This is a genomic window from Candidatus Thiodiazotropha sp. AKIB8, from assembly GCF_058244675.1.
The window spans coordinates 84,102-104,118 of sequence record NZ_JBSYOO010000037.1; the positions used below are offsets into that span (position 1 = coordinate 84,102).

A 20,017-nucleotide genomic window follows, 5' to 3' on the forward strand; every position below is an offset into this window, starting at 1 on the left:
TTTACCAACTTAACTCATTAGCTTGCTGTCGGCTGCTGTTCTGCTCACTGTTTACAACCCGGCCGTCACCAAAGTGAAGTACCCGGTCTGCCATGCCGCCAATAACACTATTGTGGGTAATGACAGCAGTGGTGGTACCCATCTCCCGGTTGACCCGCTCAATCGCCTCCAGCACCAGAATACCGGTATGGCTGTCTAAAGCGCCGGTTGGCTCATCACAGAGTAGAACATCGGGTCGTTTTGCGATGGCCCTGGCAATGGCAACTCGCTGTTGTTCCCCCCCTGAGAGTTGCGCGGGAAAATGATTCAGACGTTCACCCAGGCCAACCAAAGCGAGGGCTTCGGCTGGATCCATCGGCTGAGTGGCAATCTCTGTCACCAGGGAGACATTCTCCTGAGCAGTGAGACTGGGAATGAGATTGTAGAACTGAAATACGAAACCGACATGATCCCGCCGGTATCTGGTCAGCGTGGATTCATCACCGGTGGTGATCTGCATATCGCGAAAATAGACCTCACCACTGCTCGGCGTATCCAAACCGCCGAGGATGTTGAGTAGTGTGGATTTACCGCTGCCGGAGGGGCCAAGCAGTACTACCAGCTCACCTTCCCTGAGTTGTAGATCCACCCCTCTCAAGGCATGCACATCGACACTGCCGGTGTGGTAAACCTTGGTCAGCCCCTGACCTTGCAGGGTGATCTCTGAGGGTTTGCTGGATCCTGAATAGTTCACGACTTACTCCATGTGATAGAAGTATAGATCAGCTTTAGTCTCCTCTACTCCTCCTTTTCAATGACCTGTTGATATTAGCGAAGTTTAGGCTCGATAGAAAAAATGGGGTTGGCTTTGAATGAAAAATAGCGTCAAGCGGTAAATTCTTCTGAGGATCCCAAACATTAGTGGGGTTCGTTGCTGATGAAGATGAAGAAAGCAATCTTTCTTGCGGTGGGGTGTAGGGGTATTGCTACCCACCAAAAGTAGGGTATCTGCCCATAATAATAAAACAGTCATATTGGTAGGGTTTCTATTAACTGTTTCACAATCAGAAATATTCATGCCTTGGGTGTTATTGGTTCTTTGAATCTGCAGTGAGCGTCAAGGCAGCAACAATCAGTGAAACGTGTGAGGATGGATTGGGGTGTTCTGTGTCGTGCAGAAAAAAATAAGAAGGGGTTTGCGTGAACGACATGCCATACAGCTGTTTCATGGTATGTCGATTACGGGCGATTGCAGCTGGTTACAAGTACGACTCTAAATATTTCAGGTAAGCAGGTTTTTTCTGGCCAATCTGGCCAGCTTGTTTGCCTGTGCTTTATAAAAAACACTTCGCCCATTCTGGATTAACTGCTCCAGCCTCCAATTAAGAAGAGCTATTTGAGAGCAGTAACTGCCGGGCTGGATATGGGGTGTCAGTGAGGCGTTGTTCCGTAGTATGGCTTGAACATCGGATCTCAGTGCATACAGCCTGGCCCATATTTTCAAAATGGGAGAAATTAATGAGTCTGAACCTCGCAAACCTACATCGCACAGCTTTGTGCCTGTTACTACTCTTGGGTGGCTTGGTGGTAAACGAGCAAGCAGCCGCAGTACCGGCGTTTGCCCGTCAAACCAGCATGCCTTGTACCGCTTGTCATTTCCAACACTTTCCTGCACTGAACTCATTTGGGCGTTCGTTTCGAGCTGGGGGGTACACACTTACCGGTGGCCAGGGTCTGATTGAGGGAGATGATATCTCTTTGCCACTGATGCTGAATGCCTCGGTAGTAACCAAGCTTCGCTATCAGAAAACCAACGGCAATACAGATGAAGGCAGCGACTATGGCCGGATTGAGTGGCCTGATGAGGCCGCCTTGCTGGTAGGTGGCAAGTTGGCTAAGGACGCTGGATTTCTTATGGAGCTCGGCTTGTTGGATGGCAGCTCGTTTCTCTCCACTAAGGTGCACTTTAATGTGGCCAAATTTGGCGCAACACAGTTGAGTGTAATACCCTTTTCAACTGACGGATTGGGTGCGGGTTATGGTTTCGAACTACTGAATACCGGAGCACAGCGTTCTCAACGTCCAATAGAAGAGCGTAAGGGTTTCAGTGCTGCACAAGCCTTGGGCTTGGGGAGTGGTGAAGCGACGGGTATAGCGCTGGTGGCTTCAGGTCATAACTATTTTGTAAATTATACCCCCTGGGTGCCTGGTTGGGAGGAGAACAACACAACCGTGAAACCTTCAGGGTTGGCCCACTATTTTCGCGCGGCCTATACCCCTTTTATCGGCAGTTGGGATACCGGTTTTGGCGTTCAGGTCTGGAGCGGAGATGCTGAAGCGAAAAATCATGGAGATGATAGTGTTATTCCAACGGATGGCTGGGTGGTTGATGCCCAGATGCAGGGTAATCTCGGAAATATGCCGCTGGGGCTCTACGGTAGCTTTGGCCAATGTTCAGGTACCGATGCAGCGAATACCGGTTTGACACATTTTGCAGATGGTGGGGTGTGTAATGGTGCTGAAGATGCAGATTCTTTTGCGATACTAGGGCAATTGGGCGTGCTGCCTAATAAAGCGAATATATTTCTTGCCTATCGAACCTTGGATGATGGTTCTGACGATGACAACAAGTTCAATGCAACAACCATTGGCGGCAACTATATGTTCTCACAGAATATCCGTTTCGAGCTCTATTATGTGAAAGAGAGTGGAAGCGGTATCGATTCCCGTGCCGATGAGCGTGACAGTAAATGGCTGTTTCAGCTGTTTGCCGGCTATTAATGCCCTGTTGATTATTAATCGGTTATCGAATCAATACCCAGATAACTTCGCCATGAGGGCGGAGTGTCAGAAACCTATGAGGATAGACTCATGAGTAGAATTGTTACTAGAGTTGTCGAGTTCGCAGTGATGTTCAGTGCGTTGTGTCTGATTTCAACATCAGTTTTAGCAGCAAGTGCCTATGAAGGGTACACCCTGTTTAATCAAACCTGTTTTTTATGTCATGGTGTCAGCGGTAAAGGAGATGGTCCCCTGGCAAAAAAACTGGACTCTGAGCCAGAAGACCTTACCACTAACGGCAAAACCGATGATGCACGCTTGTTTGGTCTGATCAAAGGTACCATCAAGCACGGTACAGAGAAAAGCGAGATGCCAAAATGGGGGTTGGCAATGCCTGAGAATCAAATACATTCTCTGATTGCCTATATCCGTTTTCTGCAAAAATCAAAGCATGCTTTGACTGGTGATCCCGAAGTGGGTCAGCAGGTTTATATGGCAAAGTGTGCAGCCTGTCATGGCAGAACTGGAGAGGGCGATGGCCCGTTGACAGAATTGTTGTCTATGAAAGCGAAGAATCACACCAACAGTGTTGAGATGGATAAGCAACCAAATAGCTATTTGACTGAAGTGATCACCTATGGGACACCAGGCAAAACTTTGATGCCCGGTTGGAAGGGTATTCTCTCTGAAGAGGAGATCGAAGGGGTTGTCAGCTACATAAGATTACTTTCGAAAAAATAGCTGATTACTTTTTGAATCCGTTTATCGCTGAAGCCTGAAGTATAAAGATAAGCTACTCAGCATGATTAACATTGTATAGGTGGGGCATGGCCCCACCCTACGCCTATAAGGACAGGTAGGGTGGGGCCATGCCCCACCAATAAAGGCTGATCAAGTACAGGTTGACCAATATAGTTCGCTAAGGATTTTCTTGCGGGCTGATTGGCGCTCCAACAAAATAGACAGTGCGTAGGGTGGGGCCATGCCCCACCAAGTGCTATGCCATAGCGGACACTGTTAGATGTAGAGTGAGACCCTGCTCCACCAATAAAGGCTGATCAGGTTGAGGATGACCGTTATAGTTCGCTGAGGATTTTCTTGCGGGCTGACTGATACTCCTCATCACTGATAAGATTCTCCTGATGCAAACTCTCAAGTCGTATCAAGCGCTGCCTGATGCTGTTATCAGAGATGGTTTGTTTTGCCTTATTCTCAGAGTTATTTAATGCCTTGGGTTGTTCTTCGACCCGTTCATTTTTTTCAACCGGTCTGTTTTCAGCATCGGCAGGTTTAGTCTCATCTTGCTCGATTTTTTCACGCTTTGCAGATAACTCGCCACACACCAGTTGGATCTTCAAGCCCTTGGTGAAATCCTGGTATTTCACCCGTTGAGTGTAATCATCGCACTCTCTTTTGCGGATATTAATCTTGCCATACAGATCTCTCTTGCTCGATTCATAAGCAGGGGGATAGAGCTGGCTTTGTGTAATATCGATAGGGGTCTCTCCAATCGCCTTCTCCATGATATAGACAGTTGCGCCACTGGGTATGGTTTCTATATGCAAAGGCATCTCACCGTGTAGTTCGCCGATGCCGGTACAGGATTGTAGTTGCGAGAACAAAATTAAGAGACCCCCTATGCGGGCCGATACTTGGGTAGTCATGCTATATTTTTTTAACCTTTCAAGATGATTGACAATCATACTCTGGCTGATAGATCCAATTCGGTAGTTGCAATGAGTATAAAGCAAGCGAGAAGATCGGCAACGCAGAAGCGGCGCATATTTGGTTGCTCACCGATTCCTTAAGCCTTAATTAAAGCTTAAGTTATTGCTCACACTTTGGGAAATTATTCCCGCATTTTAAGGTTCGTTTAAGCTTTCAGGGCTAACTTGAATACAGATGTTATGCAATCAAGTTACACATCAGTGTCTATTTGGCATTGAATTGAATGCCCGGATCTCGGGTATTGGAGGCAAAAATGAAGCGCTTTACGAGTTTAGTACGAAGTTTCGCAATAGTGGTGTTTGGGCTATTACAGGTTTCACTCCTGTCTGCTGATGAGCAGGTTTTAGGCAAAACAGACGCACTATCCAACCATGGGCCGGATACCCTGGTGGTGGTAGAGAAGGTGGTTGGTCTTGATGCCCAAGGTAATACACATACCCTCTACCAGGAAGAGGATGGTCGGGTCTATCGGCTGGAAGATATCAACCAGGTTGTGCATGATTTGAATGCAAGAGGCATTAAATCAAAAGGTAGCTTTCGTGCCTTGCAGGCAGTCTTGGGCGACAGGGTCTATGTGATGGGGAAGAATCGTCAGCCTCATCCGACGCTCCGTCACGAGTCAGGTATACCTCAATCCCTGGAACTCGATGTTGATTCTGTTCGGGTCACCAAAGACCGTGTTACCGCGATCTACTCCACAAATTGCCAGGGCGTTTCTATTTAAGCCCTGAACATGTCTAATAAGGTAGCGGGTTAATAAGATGTCCCCTCGACTCTTAAGTGAGTCGAGGGTCTTCCAACTACTCAGAGCATAAGTGATAGGGTTTTATCAGATCTTTCTCCAGAGCCGGTATCGCGTAAGCATCCAGGTCCTGGTAGGCCTTGTCAGTGATATGTGAGAGATCTTGCGTGAAATAACCAGCCTTGCGATTGCCCTCTTCATTGGTCATCAGTTTCTCGATGTCCAATAGAGGGAAACTTTTTTGTTTTGCGTATCCCCGCATCCACTCATTGGCCGCCATGACATTGCTGCTGATATATTGTTGAAAGCTCTGTTTACCTCTGATCGATCCAATCCACCCCATCAGGTTGTCGATGAGTGAATCTGGCGCACCCATAGTGACCTCTGTTGCCAATACTGGAATAACGCCAGCCTTGTGGGCTGCTTCAGCCATCGCCTCGATATTCCGAATGGCGGTCTCTCTGGTTTCATCGGCAACTTCACGGGAGTTGTTGGAGAAGTCGTTAATGAATCCCCAGATCAGTACAGCCTTTGGATTGACCTCCAGAGCATCTTTCTGAAAACGCTCTAGAACCTCTGTGGATACCTGCCCATTGATACCTCTGTTTAAGACATCAAGACAGCCGATCTTGTCGATCGGCCAGTTTTCGGCATAAGAGGCGCCGATAACAACCAGATTGGGCTGAATGCTCTCAGCTGCTGGGTTCTCCTGGGAAACAGATACGATGGGGTAGAGAATCAGTAACGTGATCGCAAGTCGTAACAGGTTCATAGCGTTATGGGCTCTTGTTGGTGTTTGTGAGTTACTTATATATGGCGAGATGTGAAATTTTGATAAACGAATCATACTGTTTCTGGCCACTACTTAGAAACCCTCAAAGTATGATTAAGTCGGTCTAAGTCGGGTTGTCTGATCATAAACCAATAATACCTAAGAAAAAACAGAGATCGAGTGACCAAAGTTTGACTGCGATTCCAGGAGAGTCACCGTTTGAAATGTTAATACTTTCGGATTCCGTCGCACTCCATCCAGGCTAGACTGCTGTAGCCTGGATGGAGCGGAGCGTAATCCGGGAACTGTGGCCATATGTCATGCCGGTGTAACAAGAACTTGTAGCTGAAGATGTTTACCGATCGTGACTCCCTGATTCCATCCATGTCAAAACTGCAAAGGAGTGCATTTATGGTGAGCTATCGACGAAGCCGTGTGGCCGGCGGTACCTATTTCTTCACTGTGACATTGCGTAACAGGCAAGTTAGTACGCTGGTTGAAAGGATCGATGAATTGCGCTTGGTTGTAAAGCGAGCAAGGGAGGAGCATCCGTTCCGAATCGACGCTTTCGTGGTTTTGCCGGAGCACCTTCACACAGTGTGGACACTGCCAGCGGATGATGGTGACTATGCAGGGCGATGGCGTCAGATCAAGGGCCGTTTCACCCGTACCTTGGTGAAGGGAGGAGTAGCGCTTTCTAAAAATTCAAAGGGTGAATACAACCTGTGGCAGCGGCGTTATTGGGAGCACAGGATTCGAGATGAAGAGGATTTCAGGCGCCATATCGAGTACATCCATTTCAATCCGGTAAAACATGGTTTGGTGAAGCGGGTGAGGGATTGGCCCTATTCCACGTTTCACAAATTTGTAAGGCAGGGCGTCTATCCCTTGGATTGGGCTGGAAGTGAGTTGGACGGGGAGGGTGAGTACGGAGAGTGAATTCTTGGATTACGTCCCCCATCTGAACAGCCTTACGATGTAGCCTGTATGAAACGGTGTCTATTCCGTGGGTATGGACCCCGGATTCCGTTGCACTCCATCCAGGCTACACCAGTTTGGGTTGGGTAGAGCGTAATCCGGGGAGTCGGAGTGTGGATTAGGTTCCCCCATCTGAACAGCCTTACGATGTAGCCTGGATGAAGCGGTGTCTATTCTGTGGGCATGGATCCCGGATTCCGTTGCACTCCATCCAGGCTACACCAGTTTGGGTAGGGTAGAGCGTAATCCGGGGAGTCGGAGGGTGGATTAGGTTACCCCTTCCGAACGGTCTTACGATGTAGCCTGGATGAAGCGGTGTCTATTCTGTGGGCATGGACCCCGGATTCCGTTGCACTCCATCCAGGCTACACCGGTTTGGGTTGGGTAGAGCGCAATCCGGGGAGTCGGAGTGTGGATTAGGTTACCCCTTCAGAACAGTCTTACGATGTAGCCTGGATGAAGCGAGGTCTATTCCGGGGGCATGAACCCCGGATTCCGTTGCGCTCCATCCTGGCTACATCGGTTTGGGTGAAGTAGAGCGTAATCCGGGGAGCGTGGATACTGAATTAGCTGCCATCGTTAGTAACAATGAGAAATGCATCGGCCGACTTCAGCTCGAAATCCGGATTATTTTTTGCGGTGAAAGTGAATTTGGCGCGCCCGACAGGATTTGAACCTGTGACCCCCGCCTTCGGAGGGCGGTACTCTATCCAGCTGAGCTACGGGCGCTTGTGATGCCTGCGATTAGACCTCTTGGGCAGGTGTCGCGGCGAAGCGTAGTTTAGCCCCCTCAAGGGGTGCCGTCCAACCCTGTTCGCTCTTTTTTCTGTCGGCGGGTATAATCGGCGGGTTTTTTGGAATTGCCTGTTACATGGGGCGCAATCGATTGAAATACGGAGGATTATGCCCGTGAGTATCAATGTTGTATCTAAGTCTGGTGTGTTGGTCGGCGTAGCGGCCGCTGCACTTTTGGTTTCTGCCCAGGTTGTGGCAGAAGATCGTGGTGATGTATTGGAGCGCATTGCTCCCATCGGTAAAGTGAATGTAGAGGGTGCTGCCAAACCGGCTGAAGCTGCAGCTCCCGCTGAAGCGCCTGCAGTAGCGGAGAGTGCAGCCGCGCCTGCAGCCGAAGCAGCGCCTGCTGCGGCACCTGCAGCTGCCGCTTCCGGTGGTGATCAACTGGCTCTGGCTACCTCCTCCGGCTGTATGGCCTGCCATCAGATCGAGGTTAAGGTTGTCGGTCCTGCCTACAAGGAAGTTGCCGCCAAATACAAGGGTGATGCCGCTGCTGCCGATATGCTGGTGGCAAAGGTGAAAGCTGGCGGCGTGGGTACCTGGGGACAGATCCCGATGCCACCAAATGCCCACATTGCGGATGAGAATATCCGTGCTGTGGTCAATTGGATTTTGACCCTCTGATAATCAGCTCCAGCCGCCGCCATTTGCGGCTGCTGGAGCCGCTCAGTTGAGCATCGATTTGAGATTGGCCAGATAGGCCGATCCTCTCGCCTGTTTCTCTTCTTTGCTGAGTTTGCTGCCACGGCCCTCCCATAACAGGTCATCCTCTGGCAGTTCCTGCAGAAAGCGACTCGGTTCGCTGGCGATCATCTCGCCAAATCGCTTGCGTTTACTGGCATAGGTCATGGTCAGGGTGCGTTGTGCTCTGGTTATACCCACGTAGGCGAGTCTGCGTTCCTCTTCGATATTATTCTCTTCAATGCTGCTGCGATGAGGCAGTAGCTCCTCCTCCATACCGACCAGGAATACGTGGGGAAACTCCAATCCTTTTGCTGCATGCAGGGTCATCAGGTGAACCTGATCCTTCTGCTCCTCATCATCTTGTCGCTCCAGCATATCCATCAGGGTCAGGTGGTTGACCATATCAGAGAGGCTCTTCTCCTGTAGTTCGCCGTTCTGTAGTGCTTTTAACCAGTCCATAAGGTCGGTGACGTTTTCCATGCGTCGTTCAGCCACGGCATCGCTGCTGGCATTCTCCTTCAGCCAGTCGAGATAGTCGATCTCCTCTATCAGGCTGCGGAAGGCGGCAGAAGGGTCGGACTCTGCCTTTTGAGTGTAGTGTTGAATCAGTCTTGCGAAGTGTTGCAAGCGTTCGTAGGGACGGGCGCTGAGTTTATGCTGCAGGCCGATTTCATTGCAGGCCGGGAGTAGGGCGCAGCCTCTTATCTGGGCATATTCAGCAAGCTTTTCCAGGGTATTGGGGCCGAGCTCCCGTCGTGGTGTATTGACGATGCGCAGAAACGCACTGTCATCTTCCGGATTGGCCAGCAGGCGCAGATAGGCCATGCCATCCTTCACCTCAGTACGGGAGAAAAAGGAGGTGCCACCACTCAGGAAATAGGGAATATTATGAGTGCGTAGAGCCTTCTCGAACAGTTTGGCCTGGTGATTACCCCGGTAGAGAATGGCGCAATCGCTATTTTTGGCCTTGGCGGTAAACTTTAGATGAATGATCTTGGAGACAACCCGCTCTGCCTCCTGAACTTCATTGGGGCAGACCAGCACTCTCAATTCAGGGCCAACGCCCAGTTCACTCCAGAGTTTTTTCTCAAACACATGAGGATTCTTGCTGATCAGCTGGTTGGCAGACCTTAAAATGCGGCTGCTCGATCGATAATTCTGCTCCAGCTTGATCAGTTTCAGAGTGGGAAAATCGCTCTGCAGGCGGATCAGGTTTTCAGGTCTGGCACCGCGCCAGGCATAGATCGACTGGTCATCGTCACCGACCACAGTGAATGCGGCCCGCACCCCGGCCAGCAGTTTTACCAGCTCATATTGGGCCTGATTGGTGTCCTGGTACTCATCCACCAATAGATAGCGGATGCGGTTTTGCCACCGCTCCCGTAGATCAGGGTGGTCTTGAAATAACTGCACAGGCAACAGAATCAGATCATCGAAATCAACGGCGTTGAAGGCCTTTAGACTACGCAGATAGGCGGTGTAGAGGTTGGCCTGAGCCACCTGAAGCTCATTTTCAGCCTGTGACAGGGCTTGTTCCGGTGTGACCAGGTCGTTCTTCCAGGCAGAGATCGTCCATTGAGCTGCGTTGATCACAGCCTCATCGCCGAGGTTCTGCTTTCGCAGCAAGTCCTTCAGTAGTGCGGCGCTATCCTGTTGATCGAAGATCGAAAATCCGGGTTTCAAGCCAAGGGTTTTCAGCTCCTCGCGGAGGATGTTGAGACCAAGGTTGTGAAAGGTGGATATCCTTGGCATCTTCTCCGATCGATTGCCCAGGGATTTGGCCACACGCTCTTTCATCTCTCGCGCTGCTTTGTTGGTGAAAGTGACCGCAGCTATGTGTTGTGGATCGTGTCCGCATCTATTCACCAGATAGCCAATTTTGGCGGTGATCACCCGGGTTTTGCCGCTACCTGCACCAGCCAGTACAAGTAGCGGCGAATCGATGTAGTTCACCGCTTGTTGCTGTCTTGGATTAAGGTCTGACATAGATGGCTGGTTTTCCAGAGTGGTCGGCAGAGGCGCAAGGTTACGCAGTGGTGTTATTGATTTCAATACCAGTGTTGTGTTGCTTCTAACCGATCTACTTCAAAATATCTCAGCAACCACTTGTTCAGGCATGGCTTATTTTGCCAACTAAGTTGTGAGACATCATACTTGGACCAGGCGCATCCCTTCTCCTTCCAGGAGAGGCAGGCAACTGGATAAGAGTGGTGAAGTCTCCTATATAGATGGCTTGGCCCTATACAGAGATAAGCAATCGAGACTAAAACACTACCGTTGGGGCTAATGCCTGATATCATCCACTGTGACTGCGGCTTAATCAGTATATTTTTTTAGTCTTCAGGACGGGGTTGGATATAGGCCGAACAGATCTCCCGAAATGAGCTCAAAGTGTAGAGATTTTAATGGCAATAACACAAGATAGGCGCCGCAATCCACGCGCTGGCGCAGAAGGTCAGCTGACCCGTGAATCCTGGCGTGTATTTCAGATCATGGCTGAATTTGTCGAGGGCTTTGAGCAACTGGCTCAGATCAGCCCCTCGGTGAGTTTTTTTGGTTCAGCGCGGACGCCAAGGGATCATCCTCACTACGCTTTAGCGGAGGAGATTGCCCGGCTGTTGTCGGATAGTGGTTTCTCTGTGGTCAGTGGTGGTGGGCCGGGTATTATGGAGGCGGCCAATAAAGGCGCTTTCGAGGGTAAATCAACCAGTATCGGACTGAATATCCAGCTGCCAATGGAGCAGGCTGGAAATGCCTATCAGGACATCGCCCTCAACTTCCGCCACTTTTTTGCCCGCAAAGTGATGTTCGTCAAACATGCTTCTGCCTATGTGGTTCTGCCGGGTGGATTTGGCACCCTGGACGAGATGGCTGAGATACTCACTTTGGTTCAGACGGGGAAAACCCGTAAAATTCCAATTATCCTCGTGGATGGGGAGTTTTGGGGTGGATTGCTGGAGTGGTTTCGCAACACCCTCTGTCCGGCGGGTACCATCGATGTGGAGGATCTCGAGTTGGTGCAGGTATGCGAACAGCCGCAACAGGTGGTGGATGCGATTTTCGACCACTATGAGACTCGGCGTTTCGAGCCCTCTCCCGCTGAGCAGGAGATTCTGCTTGAGCTGTGATTTTGTTGTTAACGACCTCTCCCATGGAGGGAGAAAATGATTGATCATCTGAAAACACCTATCAGAATCCTGTTGTCTGCTGGCTTTTTTGTGGCCCTCTCAGCCATTGCTGAGGATACTGCAGTTCCAGAACCGCCGGAGTTGCCTCTGCCTGAAGTGATCGTCGATGGTGAAGTGATTGAACCCGATGTGACGATCATTAAGCGGGAGGAAGGTACGATTACTGAATACCGGGTAAATGGTCAGCTCTACATGGTGAAAATCGATCCTGATAACGGGCCGTCCTACTACATGAGTGATCGGGATGGGGATGGGGAGTTTGACTCTCGCAGTACCGACCCAACGAATATCTCAGTACCTCAATGGATCTTATTGCGCTGGTGAATGGGGTTCGATGAGTCACTTTGTTGAAATAATTCAAAACCTGGCAAAAGTTTTTGACAGGATAAACGAAGTGTTGGGCCAAGCGGTCTCATGGTTGAGTCTGCTGATGGTCCTGGTAACCGTGACTGTGGTGATATTGCGTTATGTATTTGGAATGGGCTGGATCTGGCTTCAGGAATCGGTCACCTTCATGCATGCAGCCCTGTTTCTGATTGGTGCTGCCTATACCCTCAAACACGAAGGTCATGTTCGGGTCGATATTGTCTACCGAAAATTCTCTGAGCGGGGCAGGGCATGGATCGATCTGATAGGCACCTTGACCTTGTTGCTGCCGGTCTGTCTGTTTATCTTTTTCGTCAGCTGGGACTATGTCTCACAATCCTGGTCTCTCTACGAAGGCTCGCGGGAGGTTGGTGGGCTGGATGGGGTTTTTCTGCTTAAAACCCTGATTTTGGTAATGGCTGCTCTACTGATGCTGCAGGGATTCTCCATAACAATCCGCTGTTTGAGTCGACTATTCGGATGGCATGAGTTGGCATCGACCGAGCTTGAGCGTTGATGGCTGAATATCTTCCTTTGATTCTGTTTCTCTTGGTGTGCCTGGTTTTGTTGCTGGGTTATCCGGTTGCCTTCTCACTGGGGGGTACTTCACTGGCTTTTGCCTGGTTAGGAAGTCAAACCGGTCATTTCGACGATGCTTTCCTGCATGCCTTACCGAATCGGCTATATGGCATCATGACCAATGAGACACTGATAGCCGTGCCATTGTTCGTGTTCATGGGGGTTATGCTGGAGCGCTCCAGAGTTGCAGAGAATCTGCTCGATACCATGGCCAGTCTGTTTGGCAGGTTAAGGGGAGGGCTGGGTATCTCTGTAACCCTGGTAGGTATGTTGCTGGCTGCAAGCACAGGCATTGTCGGTGCGACAGTGGTTACCATGGGTCTGTTATCCCTGCCAACGATGCTCAAGCGTAACTATGACCCGGCCATCTCCTGCGGGGTGATCTGTGCAGCTGGAACTCTGGGGCAGATTATTCCGCCCTCTATCATCCTGGTTCTTCTGGGTGATGTGCTATCCGCTGCCTACCAGCAGGCTCAGCTTGATATGGGGATATTCTCACCAGAAACCGTATCAGTGGGAGACCTTTTCGTCGGTGCCTTGTTGCCGGGCTTGATGCTGGTACTTCTCTATCTGCTCTATATCGTTTTAATGGCAGTAGTGAAACCCGATGCAGTGCCCGCCATGCCTGTCGATGAAACGCAAGAGAGAGGGGCCTTACTATCAAAAGTGGTTAAAGTGTTACTGCCGCCACTGTTACTGATCGTAGCGGTTCTGGGTTCTATATTAGGCGGTCTTGCAACGCCTACAGAGGCTGCCTCAGTTGGTGCGATTGGCGCCATGTTGCTGGCAGTTAGCCAGCGGCAGCTTAACCTGAAAACCTTGAAAGAGGTTGTTACCGGCACCACTAAAGTCACCAGTATGGTGTTTATGATTTTTATCGGAGCCTCTCTATTCTCATTGGTTTTCCGTGGCTATGGTGGTGACGATGTTGTAACCGAGCTGTTGACCAATTTACCGGGTGGTGTGGTGGGTGCGATGATTGTGGTCATGCTGGTGATGTTCCTGCTTGGGTTTATTCTAGACTTCATAGAGATAACCTTTGTGGTTGTTCCCATAGTCGGGCCAATCCTGTTGGCCATGGGGCTGGATCCGGTATGGCTTGGTGTAATGATCGCAATAAATCTGCAAACCTCATTTCTAACGCCGCCGTTTGGATTTGCCCTCTTCTATCTACGGGGGGTTGCGCCGAAACAGATCACTACAGGTGCGATCTATCGTGGAGTTGCTCCATTTATCGTTATTCAGCTACTGATGCTGGCTCTACTGGCCTATTGGCCTCAGTTGGCAACCTGGTTGCCAAATGTTGTTTATGGTTAATGTTGAATAGATACTTTATAAGTGATGAAAGGTTAAAGCCTGAAGAATCTATAAGTCCTGCAAATTCTCAGCTCACAGGGTTAGTAGGTGATGCTGTTAATCTCCTCTGCAGGAATGCGAGTCGAGTGAGGTCTTTGTTTCTCGCCTGAGCGTAGTAGATCGGTCATTTTATCAACGTTTTGTGGACGACAAAAATAGTAGCCTTGAACTTGCTCACATCCCAGCTCTCTCAACTGTTGAGCTTGTTCAAGTGTTTCCACCCCCTCTGCAACAATAGTTTTTCCTAGAGATTTTGCCAGATCGGTGATTGCACAGACAATAGCAAGGCTATCTTTATCTTTTGTGATATCCATGATAAATGAGCGATCAAGTTTGATTTTACTGACCGGTAGCTTTTTCAGGTAACTAAGGGAGGAGTATCCGGTGCCGAAATCATCTATAGCTATGCTGATTCCATTATCATAGAGTTTTTGAAGTTGGTAGATTCCAACCTCTGGACGTTGCATAACAAAACTCTCAGTTACCTCTATTTCCAAATGTTCTTTTGGAAAGTTTGTCTCTAATAAAATGTTATGAATCTTATCTGCAAAATCTTTGTGCTGGATTTGTGAGCCTGTCATATTCACAGATATATGTTGAACCGGTAGACCCTGGTCAAGCCAGATTTTGCCTTGAAGACATGCAGTTCTAAACATCCAGAAATCGATTTCCTGAATGGTGCCATTTTGTACTGCCAATGGAATAAATCGGTGAGGTGGGATGGCGCCTTCTTGAGGATGTTGCCAGCGTATCAAGGTTTCACAGCCGATAAGCTGACCAGTATCCAATTGAAACTGTGGCTGGTAATATTGAGAGAATTGATTTTCTGAGAGAGCATTATGTAGTGCATTTTCAAGGAATACATGTTCCAGTGCACTGGCAGTCATTTCCGATGTGTAGAACTCATAGGTGTTTCTGCCATGCTCTTTGGCTCTGTACATTGCTGCATCGGCATTTCGTACCAATGCATCAGAATCGTGTGCGTCATCAGGGAAAATACTAATGCCGATACTGCAGGTTATTAACACTTTGTGATGCATGAGTTCGAAGGGTTGATGAAATGCCCTCATGATCTTATTCAATACATGAGTAATATTCTCCACTGATAATTCGTTTTCGATCATAAGAACGAATTCGTCGCCGCTGATCCTTGCAAGTGTGTCTTCTGCACGTATCAATTGTTGAAGGCGCTGTGATACCTGTTGTAGTAACTCATCACCCACAGTGTGCCCCATACTGTCGTTGATGTTTTTGAACCGATCCAGATCTATGAACATAGTCGCCACCTGGCTCTTGTTTCTTATGGCGTGTTGTAGGGCTTGATTGAGTCTTGCCTTGAAAAGTAAGCGGTTGGGGAGTTTTGTTAGGGCGTCATGGTGAGCAAGGAAATCGAGGCGCTCTTCGGTGCGTTTGGATTGTGTGATGTCAACAAAAAGACAGACGTAACCTGTTGTTATTTTATTTTCGTCCTTTACAGCACTAATGGTCATTAATGCAGGATAGCTGTTTCCGTTGGCGCGTTGATTCTGTATTTCACCGCTCCAATATCCATCTGATATCAGTGTTTGCCATATTGAATGCAGAGTGTCATTTGAGTGATCGGCTGACTGTAGAAATCTGGGTTTTTTACCAACAGCTTGTTCACTTGTATATCCTGTAATCTCTTCGAAAGCAGGATTGACACGAAGTATATTTGCATTGGCGTCTGTAATGATCACACCTTCAATAGTACTGCTGAAAACCTGTGCTGCCTGACGAAGTTTTTCATCAGAATTGCGTCGCTGTGTTATATCTATATGGACGCCCAACATTCGTATAACCTGACCATTGGTATCAGTTTTGTAGCTTGCTCTTGCATTAATCCATCTGTAGCCATCAGTTTTGTGATGCATTCGAAATTCAATGTTCCATTGCTCTTCTGGAGTTGTAACAAATAATTTGATAGTAGCTATAACTTTGTCTCTATCTTGTGGGTGTAATAGCTTTTCGAATGTCGAAAAACTGTTCTCAAGTTCCTGATCCTGATAGCCTAACTGTTGTTTCCACTGAGGCGAGAGGTAGAGCGAGTCAGTTTTTAGATTCCAGTCCCAGATGCCATATTGACTGGATTGCATGAGTAGTCGGTAACGCTCTTCACTGGCTTTCAGATTCTGTTTTTGGCGTTTATCTTCAATTGCACGATTGACTGCTTCTGGTAGTCTTGCAAGACGATCTTTCAGGATGTAGTCAACAGCCCCTTGTTTTAACATTTTTACCGATGCCTCTTCACCGATAGCGCCGGTTACGAAAATAAAAGGAATATCCTGTTCAAGGGCTTGTACTGCCAGGAGGGCCTTGAAGCCATTGTAGTGCGGTAGATTATAGTCAGAGAGTATTAGGTCAGGCTGAAAAGTGATCAAGGATTGCAGAAATAGTACTTCAGTTTCTATCCTTTTTATTTCAAATATCAATCCACTTTTACGCAGTATACGTTCAATAAGTTCGGCGTCGAAGGGGTTGTCCTCGAGCATAAGAATCTTAATTGAATGCGTCATCAATCAGCTCTTATTTGAGGGGGTACTCGGTTGACAAGTACCCAGTACAAACCAAGGTCAGATACAACGTGAATAAAATCATTAAATATGACGGGTTTGGGTACAAAGCTGTTTATACCGAGTCGATATGTGTTTACAAGATCCTTGTCCTCTTTAGAAGAAGTTAGTACTACAACTGGTATGTCGCGCGTCTTTTCATTACTACGGATTTCTGTCAGTACCTGAATACCATCAAGCTTTGGTAACCTTAAATCAAGTAAAATAACTCGTGGAAGTTCAGGGTTTCGGTCGGAATAGGTATCTCGAAAGAAGATATAATCAAGTGCCTCTACACCATCTTTAACCCAGTGTAATCTATTCGCAAGACGGTGTCTTTTTAGTGCATGGATTGCCAGTTCCGCATCATTGGGATTATCTTCAACCAGTAAAATGTCAACTATAGTGTCCTTCATAACTAATACAGAAGTTCCTTTGAAATGGTGAAATCCTTTATAGTAAATTACTAAGAGTAGATTAGATTTTGCTTAGAGGGAGAAGTTACCCTTGTAGGAAATTGGCATAAATACTCCATTGAGAATAGATATTACTCCATGATTATTAATGGTTATCGCACTACGTGGTAGTTTAGTCGTAATCAGAAGTATATATATTTAAAATTATCCTATGGTTAACATCTCCAAGTCATAGTTTACTATATAGCTTAAAATATGCTCTAAAGATAGCATTGAAGCGTAATCAAGGATTAACAGGATTTCAGGAGATATGATGATCCCTGTACCAAGGAAACTGAGTTGGTTCATTCCTACAACATATTTTCTAATTGTTCTGCTGCCGTTGCTGCTTGTCTCATTGTTGTGGTTAAACAATTTAATGAATATAAACGATATTCAGAAGGATCAGGTTGAACGACGTTTTATTGATCTACACAAACAGATAGTCAAGCATGAGGTCGAACATGTGCTTGCAAAAATAGAAGAAATTCGTAGTGATAGCAGAAAAGAGTTTATGCAGCGAGGCGAAGAGTACCTCTCTATCACGCTACAAATACTACAGGCTCTGGATCAGGATGAGGGTTCATTCAAATCGTTGGATACTCTACGTCATATAGCTTTGGATGAGTTGAAACCAATCCTAGGATCAAGCCATTTTGATTCAATATTTATTCTTGAGCAAGGAGGCGATGTTCTATTCAGCAGTCGACAAAACCAGAGTAACTATCCGATCAATATTGAACAGAGTTGTATTACAGCGCTGATAGAGCAACCAGGTTCTTCAAAGGTTTGCAGGGTTACTACTAAAGTGAATGAAAAGTATTCATTTATTGTTCAGTACTTTTCTTCATTCGATTTCTTGATTTTAATTGGAATCTCAGATAAGCAAGTCGATGAGCGAGCAAAGCATCGTGCACTAACTTTGATAAAAGATATGCACTACGGTGACCATGATAATGGTTACATGTTCACCTATCAATATGATGGTATCTGTCTGACTCATCTCTCACCAGAGATAATTGGACGAAATATAAGAGAACTGACGAATCTGAATGGTACTGAATTATTTGATCAATTACTCAAGGCGAGTAAACAGGGTGGCGGATATGTAAGTTATAAGTGGGAGCGGTATGAGCAGGAAGGGGATAGCAATAGATTGCAATACTTAAATTCGAAAGAGTCACAAGAAAAAATTGTATCTCAAGCGAATAAGGTGAGTTACACAATGGCCTATCCTGAGTGGGAGTGGATTATAGGTACAGGGTTTTATCTTGATGATCTATATGAAGCGCAGCCAATCCAGGACGATTTGGTATCCAATATGTTGAAACAGACCGTATTATATGGTGTGTTGATTATAGTGGCGCTGTATGTGATAACTGCCTGGTTGGTTTTTTTGACTGTCAGAGGATTTGATAAAGAAATCACCCACTTCAGTAAATTTTTCTTACGTAAAGCAGATGAAGCGAAGCCGATTGATGTTCATCAGCTCTATTTTACAGAGTTTAAGGATTTAGCAAGAAGTGCGAATGTAATGCTGGAGTCTAGACAGAAAGCAGAACAAAAACTTATAGATGTCTTCAACTGTATTGATGATGTGATCTATTTGTCTGATCCGGAAACATATGAGCTGTTATTTGTTAATGATGCGTTTAAGAGTAAATTTGGTGAAGATGCTTTAGGAAGAAAGTGTTATAGAATGCTACAGGGTAAAGATCAGCCCTGTGATTTTTGTACTAATCATTTAATATTTGGAGCTAACTTAGGCAATGTTCATGTTTGGGAATTCGAGAATGTACAAGATAAAAGATGGTATAGCATCAACGATCGTGCCATAGAGTGGCATGACGGTCATTACGTAAGATTTGAGCAGGCAAGGGATATAACAGAGCAAAAGTTAGCAGAATTTGAAAGAGAAAGCTATCGTGAGAAATTAGAACTGGCAGTTAAACAAAGAACCACGGAGTTAATGGCAAGAACTGATCAATTGGAGCAAGCCAATCGAGATCTGGAAGGGTTCAGTTATTCCATATCTCATGATCTACGTTCACCATTACGTGCAATCGACGGTTTTTTAACAATACTGAAAGATGAGTATAGGGATAGCTTGGATGATGAGGGGCTAAGACTATTTGGAATTGTTCAGAATAATGCCTGCAAGATGGGAGAATTAATCGATGATATTCTGGCTTTTTCCCGTGCGGGCAGGGTGGATCTTGTTATACAACAAGTCGATATGGAACAGCTCGTTAAAAACGTATGCGAGAGTGTAAAAGAACAATATCAAGATAGTAATATTGTAGTTCATTATAACAATCTGCCTGCAGTTAAAGCAGATCCAAGTGCAATCCGGCAGGTTATATTTAATTTAATAAATAATGCAGTTAAATTTTCAGTATCAAAAGACCCGGTTGTCATCGAAGTTAAAGGTGAAGTACACGATGGTTACATCCGCTACTCGATCAGCGATAATGGTATAGGATTCAGTAATGAGTACAAAGATAAACTGTTCGTAATGTTTCAGCGTTTACAGGGTATGGATGAGTTTGAGGGTACAGGAGTGGGTTTAGCAATAGTTGAACGCTTCATTGCAAAACATGGTGGGCGTGTGGATGCTCATGGCGTCCAGGGTGAGGGGGCAACTTTCAGTTTTGAATTGCCATTGAAAAAAACTGCGTAAAACTGAAGTCTATTCGATGATGGCTGATGATATAGACGCAATGCGTCAGAGCATGCAAGTTATGACACCATCTGTTGCGACAATGGGGCCTACAATGAATCGAATGGGGGTATGAATCGTGGTGTCGACTCCTTTACCAATCCTGGCAACTATATATGGAATATGGTCAGGTGAGAATTTATAACCAACTATAGATCAAGAGTTGTCATATGCTGTTTATCTAACACTTGGCCGCTACACTATATACAGCTGTAGAGCTGGGGCATGGCCCCAGCCTATTCGCTCTACAAGGTTTGTTTTACGGAATACTCTTTATGAAGAGAAAGTTTGTAAGGCATTTGTGAGGCTGAAAATTTGTGTGACT

Annotated in this window: 16 protein-coding genes and 1 tRNA gene; 10 read left to right on the forward strand and 7 right to left on the reverse strand. The window is 46.9% G+C overall.

Going from position 1 to position 20,017, the window contains the following annotated elements:
• Window position 1: 1 nt before the first annotated feature.
• Window positions 2-733: an ABC transporter ATP-binding protein gene (locus AC4IFB_RS11280; protein WP_490777046.1), complete on the reverse strand. Its 732-nt coding sequence runs from the start codon at window positions 731-733 to the stop codon at window positions 2-4.
• A gap of 764 nt (window positions 734-1,497) precedes the next feature.
• Here AC4IFB_RS11280 and AC4IFB_RS11285 point away from each other — a divergent pair.
• Both AC4IFB_RS11285 and AC4IFB_RS11290 read left to right on the forward strand, forming a co-directional pair.
• The gene (locus AC4IFB_RS11285) at window positions 1,498-2,760 is read left to right on the forward strand and encodes a hypothetical protein (RefSeq protein WP_490777044.1); all 1,263 of its coding nucleotides are present in this window, start codon (window positions 1,498-1,500) and stop codon (window positions 2,758-2,760) included.
• Window positions 2,761-2,850: 90 nt separating this feature from the next.
• Window positions 2,851-3,501 (forward strand): c-type cytochrome, encoded by a 651-nt coding sequence (locus AC4IFB_RS11290; protein WP_490777043.1) that lies wholly within the window; start codon window positions 2,851-2,853, stop codon window positions 3,499-3,501.
• 335 nt (window positions 3,502-3,836) lie between these two features.
• Here AC4IFB_RS11290 and AC4IFB_RS11295 read toward each other — a convergent pair whose 3' ends face one another.
• A complete protein-coding gene (locus AC4IFB_RS11295; protein WP_490780219.1) occupies window positions 3,837-4,382 on the reverse strand; it encodes a PEGA domain-containing protein in 546 nt (181 codons plus the stop codon).
• Window positions 4,383-4,741: 359 nt separating this feature from the next.
• Between AC4IFB_RS11295 and AC4IFB_RS11300 the strand changes: the two genes are divergently transcribed.
• Window positions 4,742-5,212 carry a hypothetical protein gene (locus AC4IFB_RS11300; RefSeq protein WP_490775342.1) on the forward strand — a complete coding sequence of 157 codons (471 nt, stop codon included), beginning with the start codon at window positions 4,742-4,744 and terminating at the stop codon, window positions 5,210-5,212.
• A gap of 76 nt (window positions 5,213-5,288) precedes the next feature.
• Here the strand turns inward: AC4IFB_RS11300 and AC4IFB_RS11305 are convergent, their stop codons facing one another.
• Window positions 5,289-6,002: a GDSL-type esterase/lipase family protein gene (locus tag AC4IFB_RS11305; RefSeq protein ID WP_490775341.1), complete on the reverse strand. Its 714-nt coding sequence runs from the start codon at window positions 6,000-6,002 to the stop codon at window positions 5,289-5,291.
• 411 nt (window positions 6,003-6,413) lie between these two features.
• Here AC4IFB_RS11305 and AC4IFB_RS11310 point away from each other — a divergent pair, with 411 nt between their 5' ends.
• Window positions 6,414-6,941, forward strand: coding sequence for an REP-associated tyrosine transposase (locus AC4IFB_RS11310; protein ID WP_490775344.1), 528 nt, complete (start codon window positions 6,414-6,416; stop codon window positions 6,939-6,941).
• A 691-nt stretch (window positions 6,942-7,632) separates the two neighbouring features.
• Here AC4IFB_RS11310 and AC4IFB_RS11315 read toward each other — a convergent pair.
• Window positions 7,633-7,709 (reverse strand) — tRNA-Arg (locus AC4IFB_RS11315).
• A gap of 180 nt (window positions 7,710-7,889) precedes the next feature.
• Between AC4IFB_RS11315 and AC4IFB_RS11320 the strand changes: the two genes are divergently transcribed.
• Complete coding sequence (locus AC4IFB_RS11320) at window positions 7,890-8,399, forward strand: c-type cytochrome (protein ID WP_490774934.1); 510 nt, start codon at window positions 7,890-7,892, stop codon at window positions 8,397-8,399.
• A 42-nt stretch (window positions 8,400-8,441) separates the two neighbouring features.
• On the opposite strand, the gene rep is transcribed toward AC4IFB_RS11320, so the two are convergent.
• On the reverse strand, window positions 8,442-10,445 hold the full coding sequence (gene rep, locus AC4IFB_RS11325; RefSeq protein ID WP_490780220.1) for a DNA helicase Rep: 2,004 nt from the start codon (window positions 10,443-10,445) through the stop codon (window positions 8,442-8,444).
• A gap of 419 nt (window positions 10,446-10,864) precedes the next feature.
• Between rep and AC4IFB_RS11330 the strand changes: the two genes are divergently transcribed.
• Genes AC4IFB_RS11330 through AC4IFB_RS11345 form a run of 4 tightly spaced genes read left to right on the forward strand, consistent with a single transcriptional unit; the run spans window position 10,865 to window position 13,909 of the window.
• Window positions 10,865-11,587 carry an LOG family protein gene (locus tag AC4IFB_RS11330; protein ID WP_490774936.1) on the forward strand — a complete coding sequence of 241 codons (723 nt, stop codon included), beginning with the start codon at window positions 10,865-10,867 and terminating at the stop codon, window positions 11,585-11,587.
• A 36-nt stretch (window positions 11,588-11,623) separates the two neighbouring features.
• Entirely contained in the window at window positions 11,624-11,971 is a 348-nt protein-coding gene (locus AC4IFB_RS11335) for a DUF2782 domain-containing protein (RefSeq protein WP_490774937.1), read from the forward strand.
• Window positions 11,972-11,981: 10 nt separating this feature from the next.
• A complete protein-coding gene (locus AC4IFB_RS11340) occupies window positions 11,982-12,530 on the forward strand; it encodes a TRAP transporter small permease subunit (RefSeq protein WP_490774938.1) in 549 nt (182 codons plus the stop codon).
• On the forward strand, window positions 12,530-13,909 hold the full coding sequence (locus AC4IFB_RS11345; protein WP_490774939.1) for a TRAP transporter large permease: 1,380 nt from the start codon (window positions 12,530-12,532) through the stop codon (window positions 13,907-13,909). The genes AC4IFB_RS11340 and AC4IFB_RS11345 overlap by 1 nt, the downstream gene beginning before the upstream one ends.
• Window positions 13,910-13,989: 80 nt before the next feature.
• Here the strand turns inward: AC4IFB_RS11345 and AC4IFB_RS11350 are convergent, their stop codons facing one another.
• Complete coding sequence (locus AC4IFB_RS11350; protein ID WP_490780221.1) at window positions 13,990-16,482, reverse strand: EAL domain-containing protein; 2,493 nt, start codon at window positions 16,480-16,482, stop codon at window positions 13,990-13,992.
• On the reverse strand, window positions 16,482-16,934 hold the full coding sequence (locus AC4IFB_RS11355; RefSeq protein WP_490774941.1) for a response regulator: 453 nt from the start codon (window positions 16,932-16,934) through the stop codon (window positions 16,482-16,484). Before AC4IFB_RS11355 ends, AC4IFB_RS11350 begins: the two co-directional genes overlap by 1 nt.
• Window positions 16,935-17,244: 310 nt before the next feature.
• On the opposite strand from AC4IFB_RS11355, the gene AC4IFB_RS11360 reads away from it, so the two are divergent.
• A complete protein-coding gene (locus AC4IFB_RS11360) occupies window positions 17,245-19,653 on the forward strand; it encodes a cache domain-containing protein (RefSeq protein ID WP_490780222.1) in 2,409 nt (802 codons plus the stop codon).
• Window positions 19,654-20,017 lie beyond the last annotated feature (364 nt).

What these genes read in the sequence shown, in the direction of transcription:
- AC4IFB_RS11345 (WP_490774939.1), top strand. Translation starts at nt 12,530, where the DNA reads ATGGCTGAATATCTTCCTTTGATTCTGTTTCTCTTGGTGTGCCTGGTT.
- AC4IFB_RS11300 (WP_490775342.1), top strand. Translation starts at nt 4,742, where the DNA reads ATGAAGCGCTTTACGAGTTTAGTACGAAGTTTCGCAATAGTGGTGTTT.
- AC4IFB_RS11310 (WP_490775344.1), top strand. Translation starts at nt 6,414, where the DNA reads ATGGTGAGCTATCGACGAAGCCGTGTGGCCGGCGGTACCTATTTCTTC.
- AC4IFB_RS11355 (WP_490774941.1), bottom strand. Translation starts at nt 16,934, where the DNA reads ATGAAGGACACTATAGTTGACATTTTACTGGTTGAAGATAATCCCAAT.
- AC4IFB_RS11350 (WP_490780221.1), bottom strand. Translation starts at nt 16,482, where the DNA reads ATGACGCATTCAATTAAGATTCTTATGCTCGAGGACAACCCCTTCGAC.
- AC4IFB_RS11335 (WP_490774937.1), top strand. Translation starts at nt 11,624, where the DNA reads ATGATTGATCATCTGAAAACACCTATCAGAATCCTGTTGTCTGCTGGC.
- AC4IFB_RS11305 (WP_490775341.1), bottom strand. Translation starts at nt 6,002, where the DNA reads ATGAACCTGTTACGACTTGCGATCACGTTACTGATTCTCTACCCCATC.
- AC4IFB_RS11360 (WP_490780222.1), top strand. Translation starts at nt 17,245, where the DNA reads ATGATGATCCCTGTACCAAGGAAACTGAGTTGGTTCATTCCTACAACA.
- AC4IFB_RS11330 (WP_490774936.1), top strand. Translation starts at nt 10,865, where the DNA reads ATGGCAATAACACAAGATAGGCGCCGCAATCCACGCGCTGGCGCAGAA.
- AC4IFB_RS11290 (WP_490777043.1), top strand. Translation starts at nt 2,851, where the DNA reads ATGAGTAGAATTGTTACTAGAGTTGTCGAGTTCGCAGTGATGTTCAGT.
- AC4IFB_RS11285 (WP_490777044.1), top strand. Translation starts at nt 1,498, where the DNA reads ATGAGTCTGAACCTCGCAAACCTACATCGCACAGCTTTGTGCCTGTTA.
- AC4IFB_RS11340 (WP_490774938.1), top strand. Translation starts at nt 11,982, where the DNA reads ATGAGTCACTTTGTTGAAATAATTCAAAACCTGGCAAAAGTTTTTGAC.
- rep (WP_490780220.1), bottom strand. Translation starts at nt 10,445, where the DNA reads ATGTCAGACCTTAATCCAAGACAGCAACAAGCGGTGAACTACATCGAT.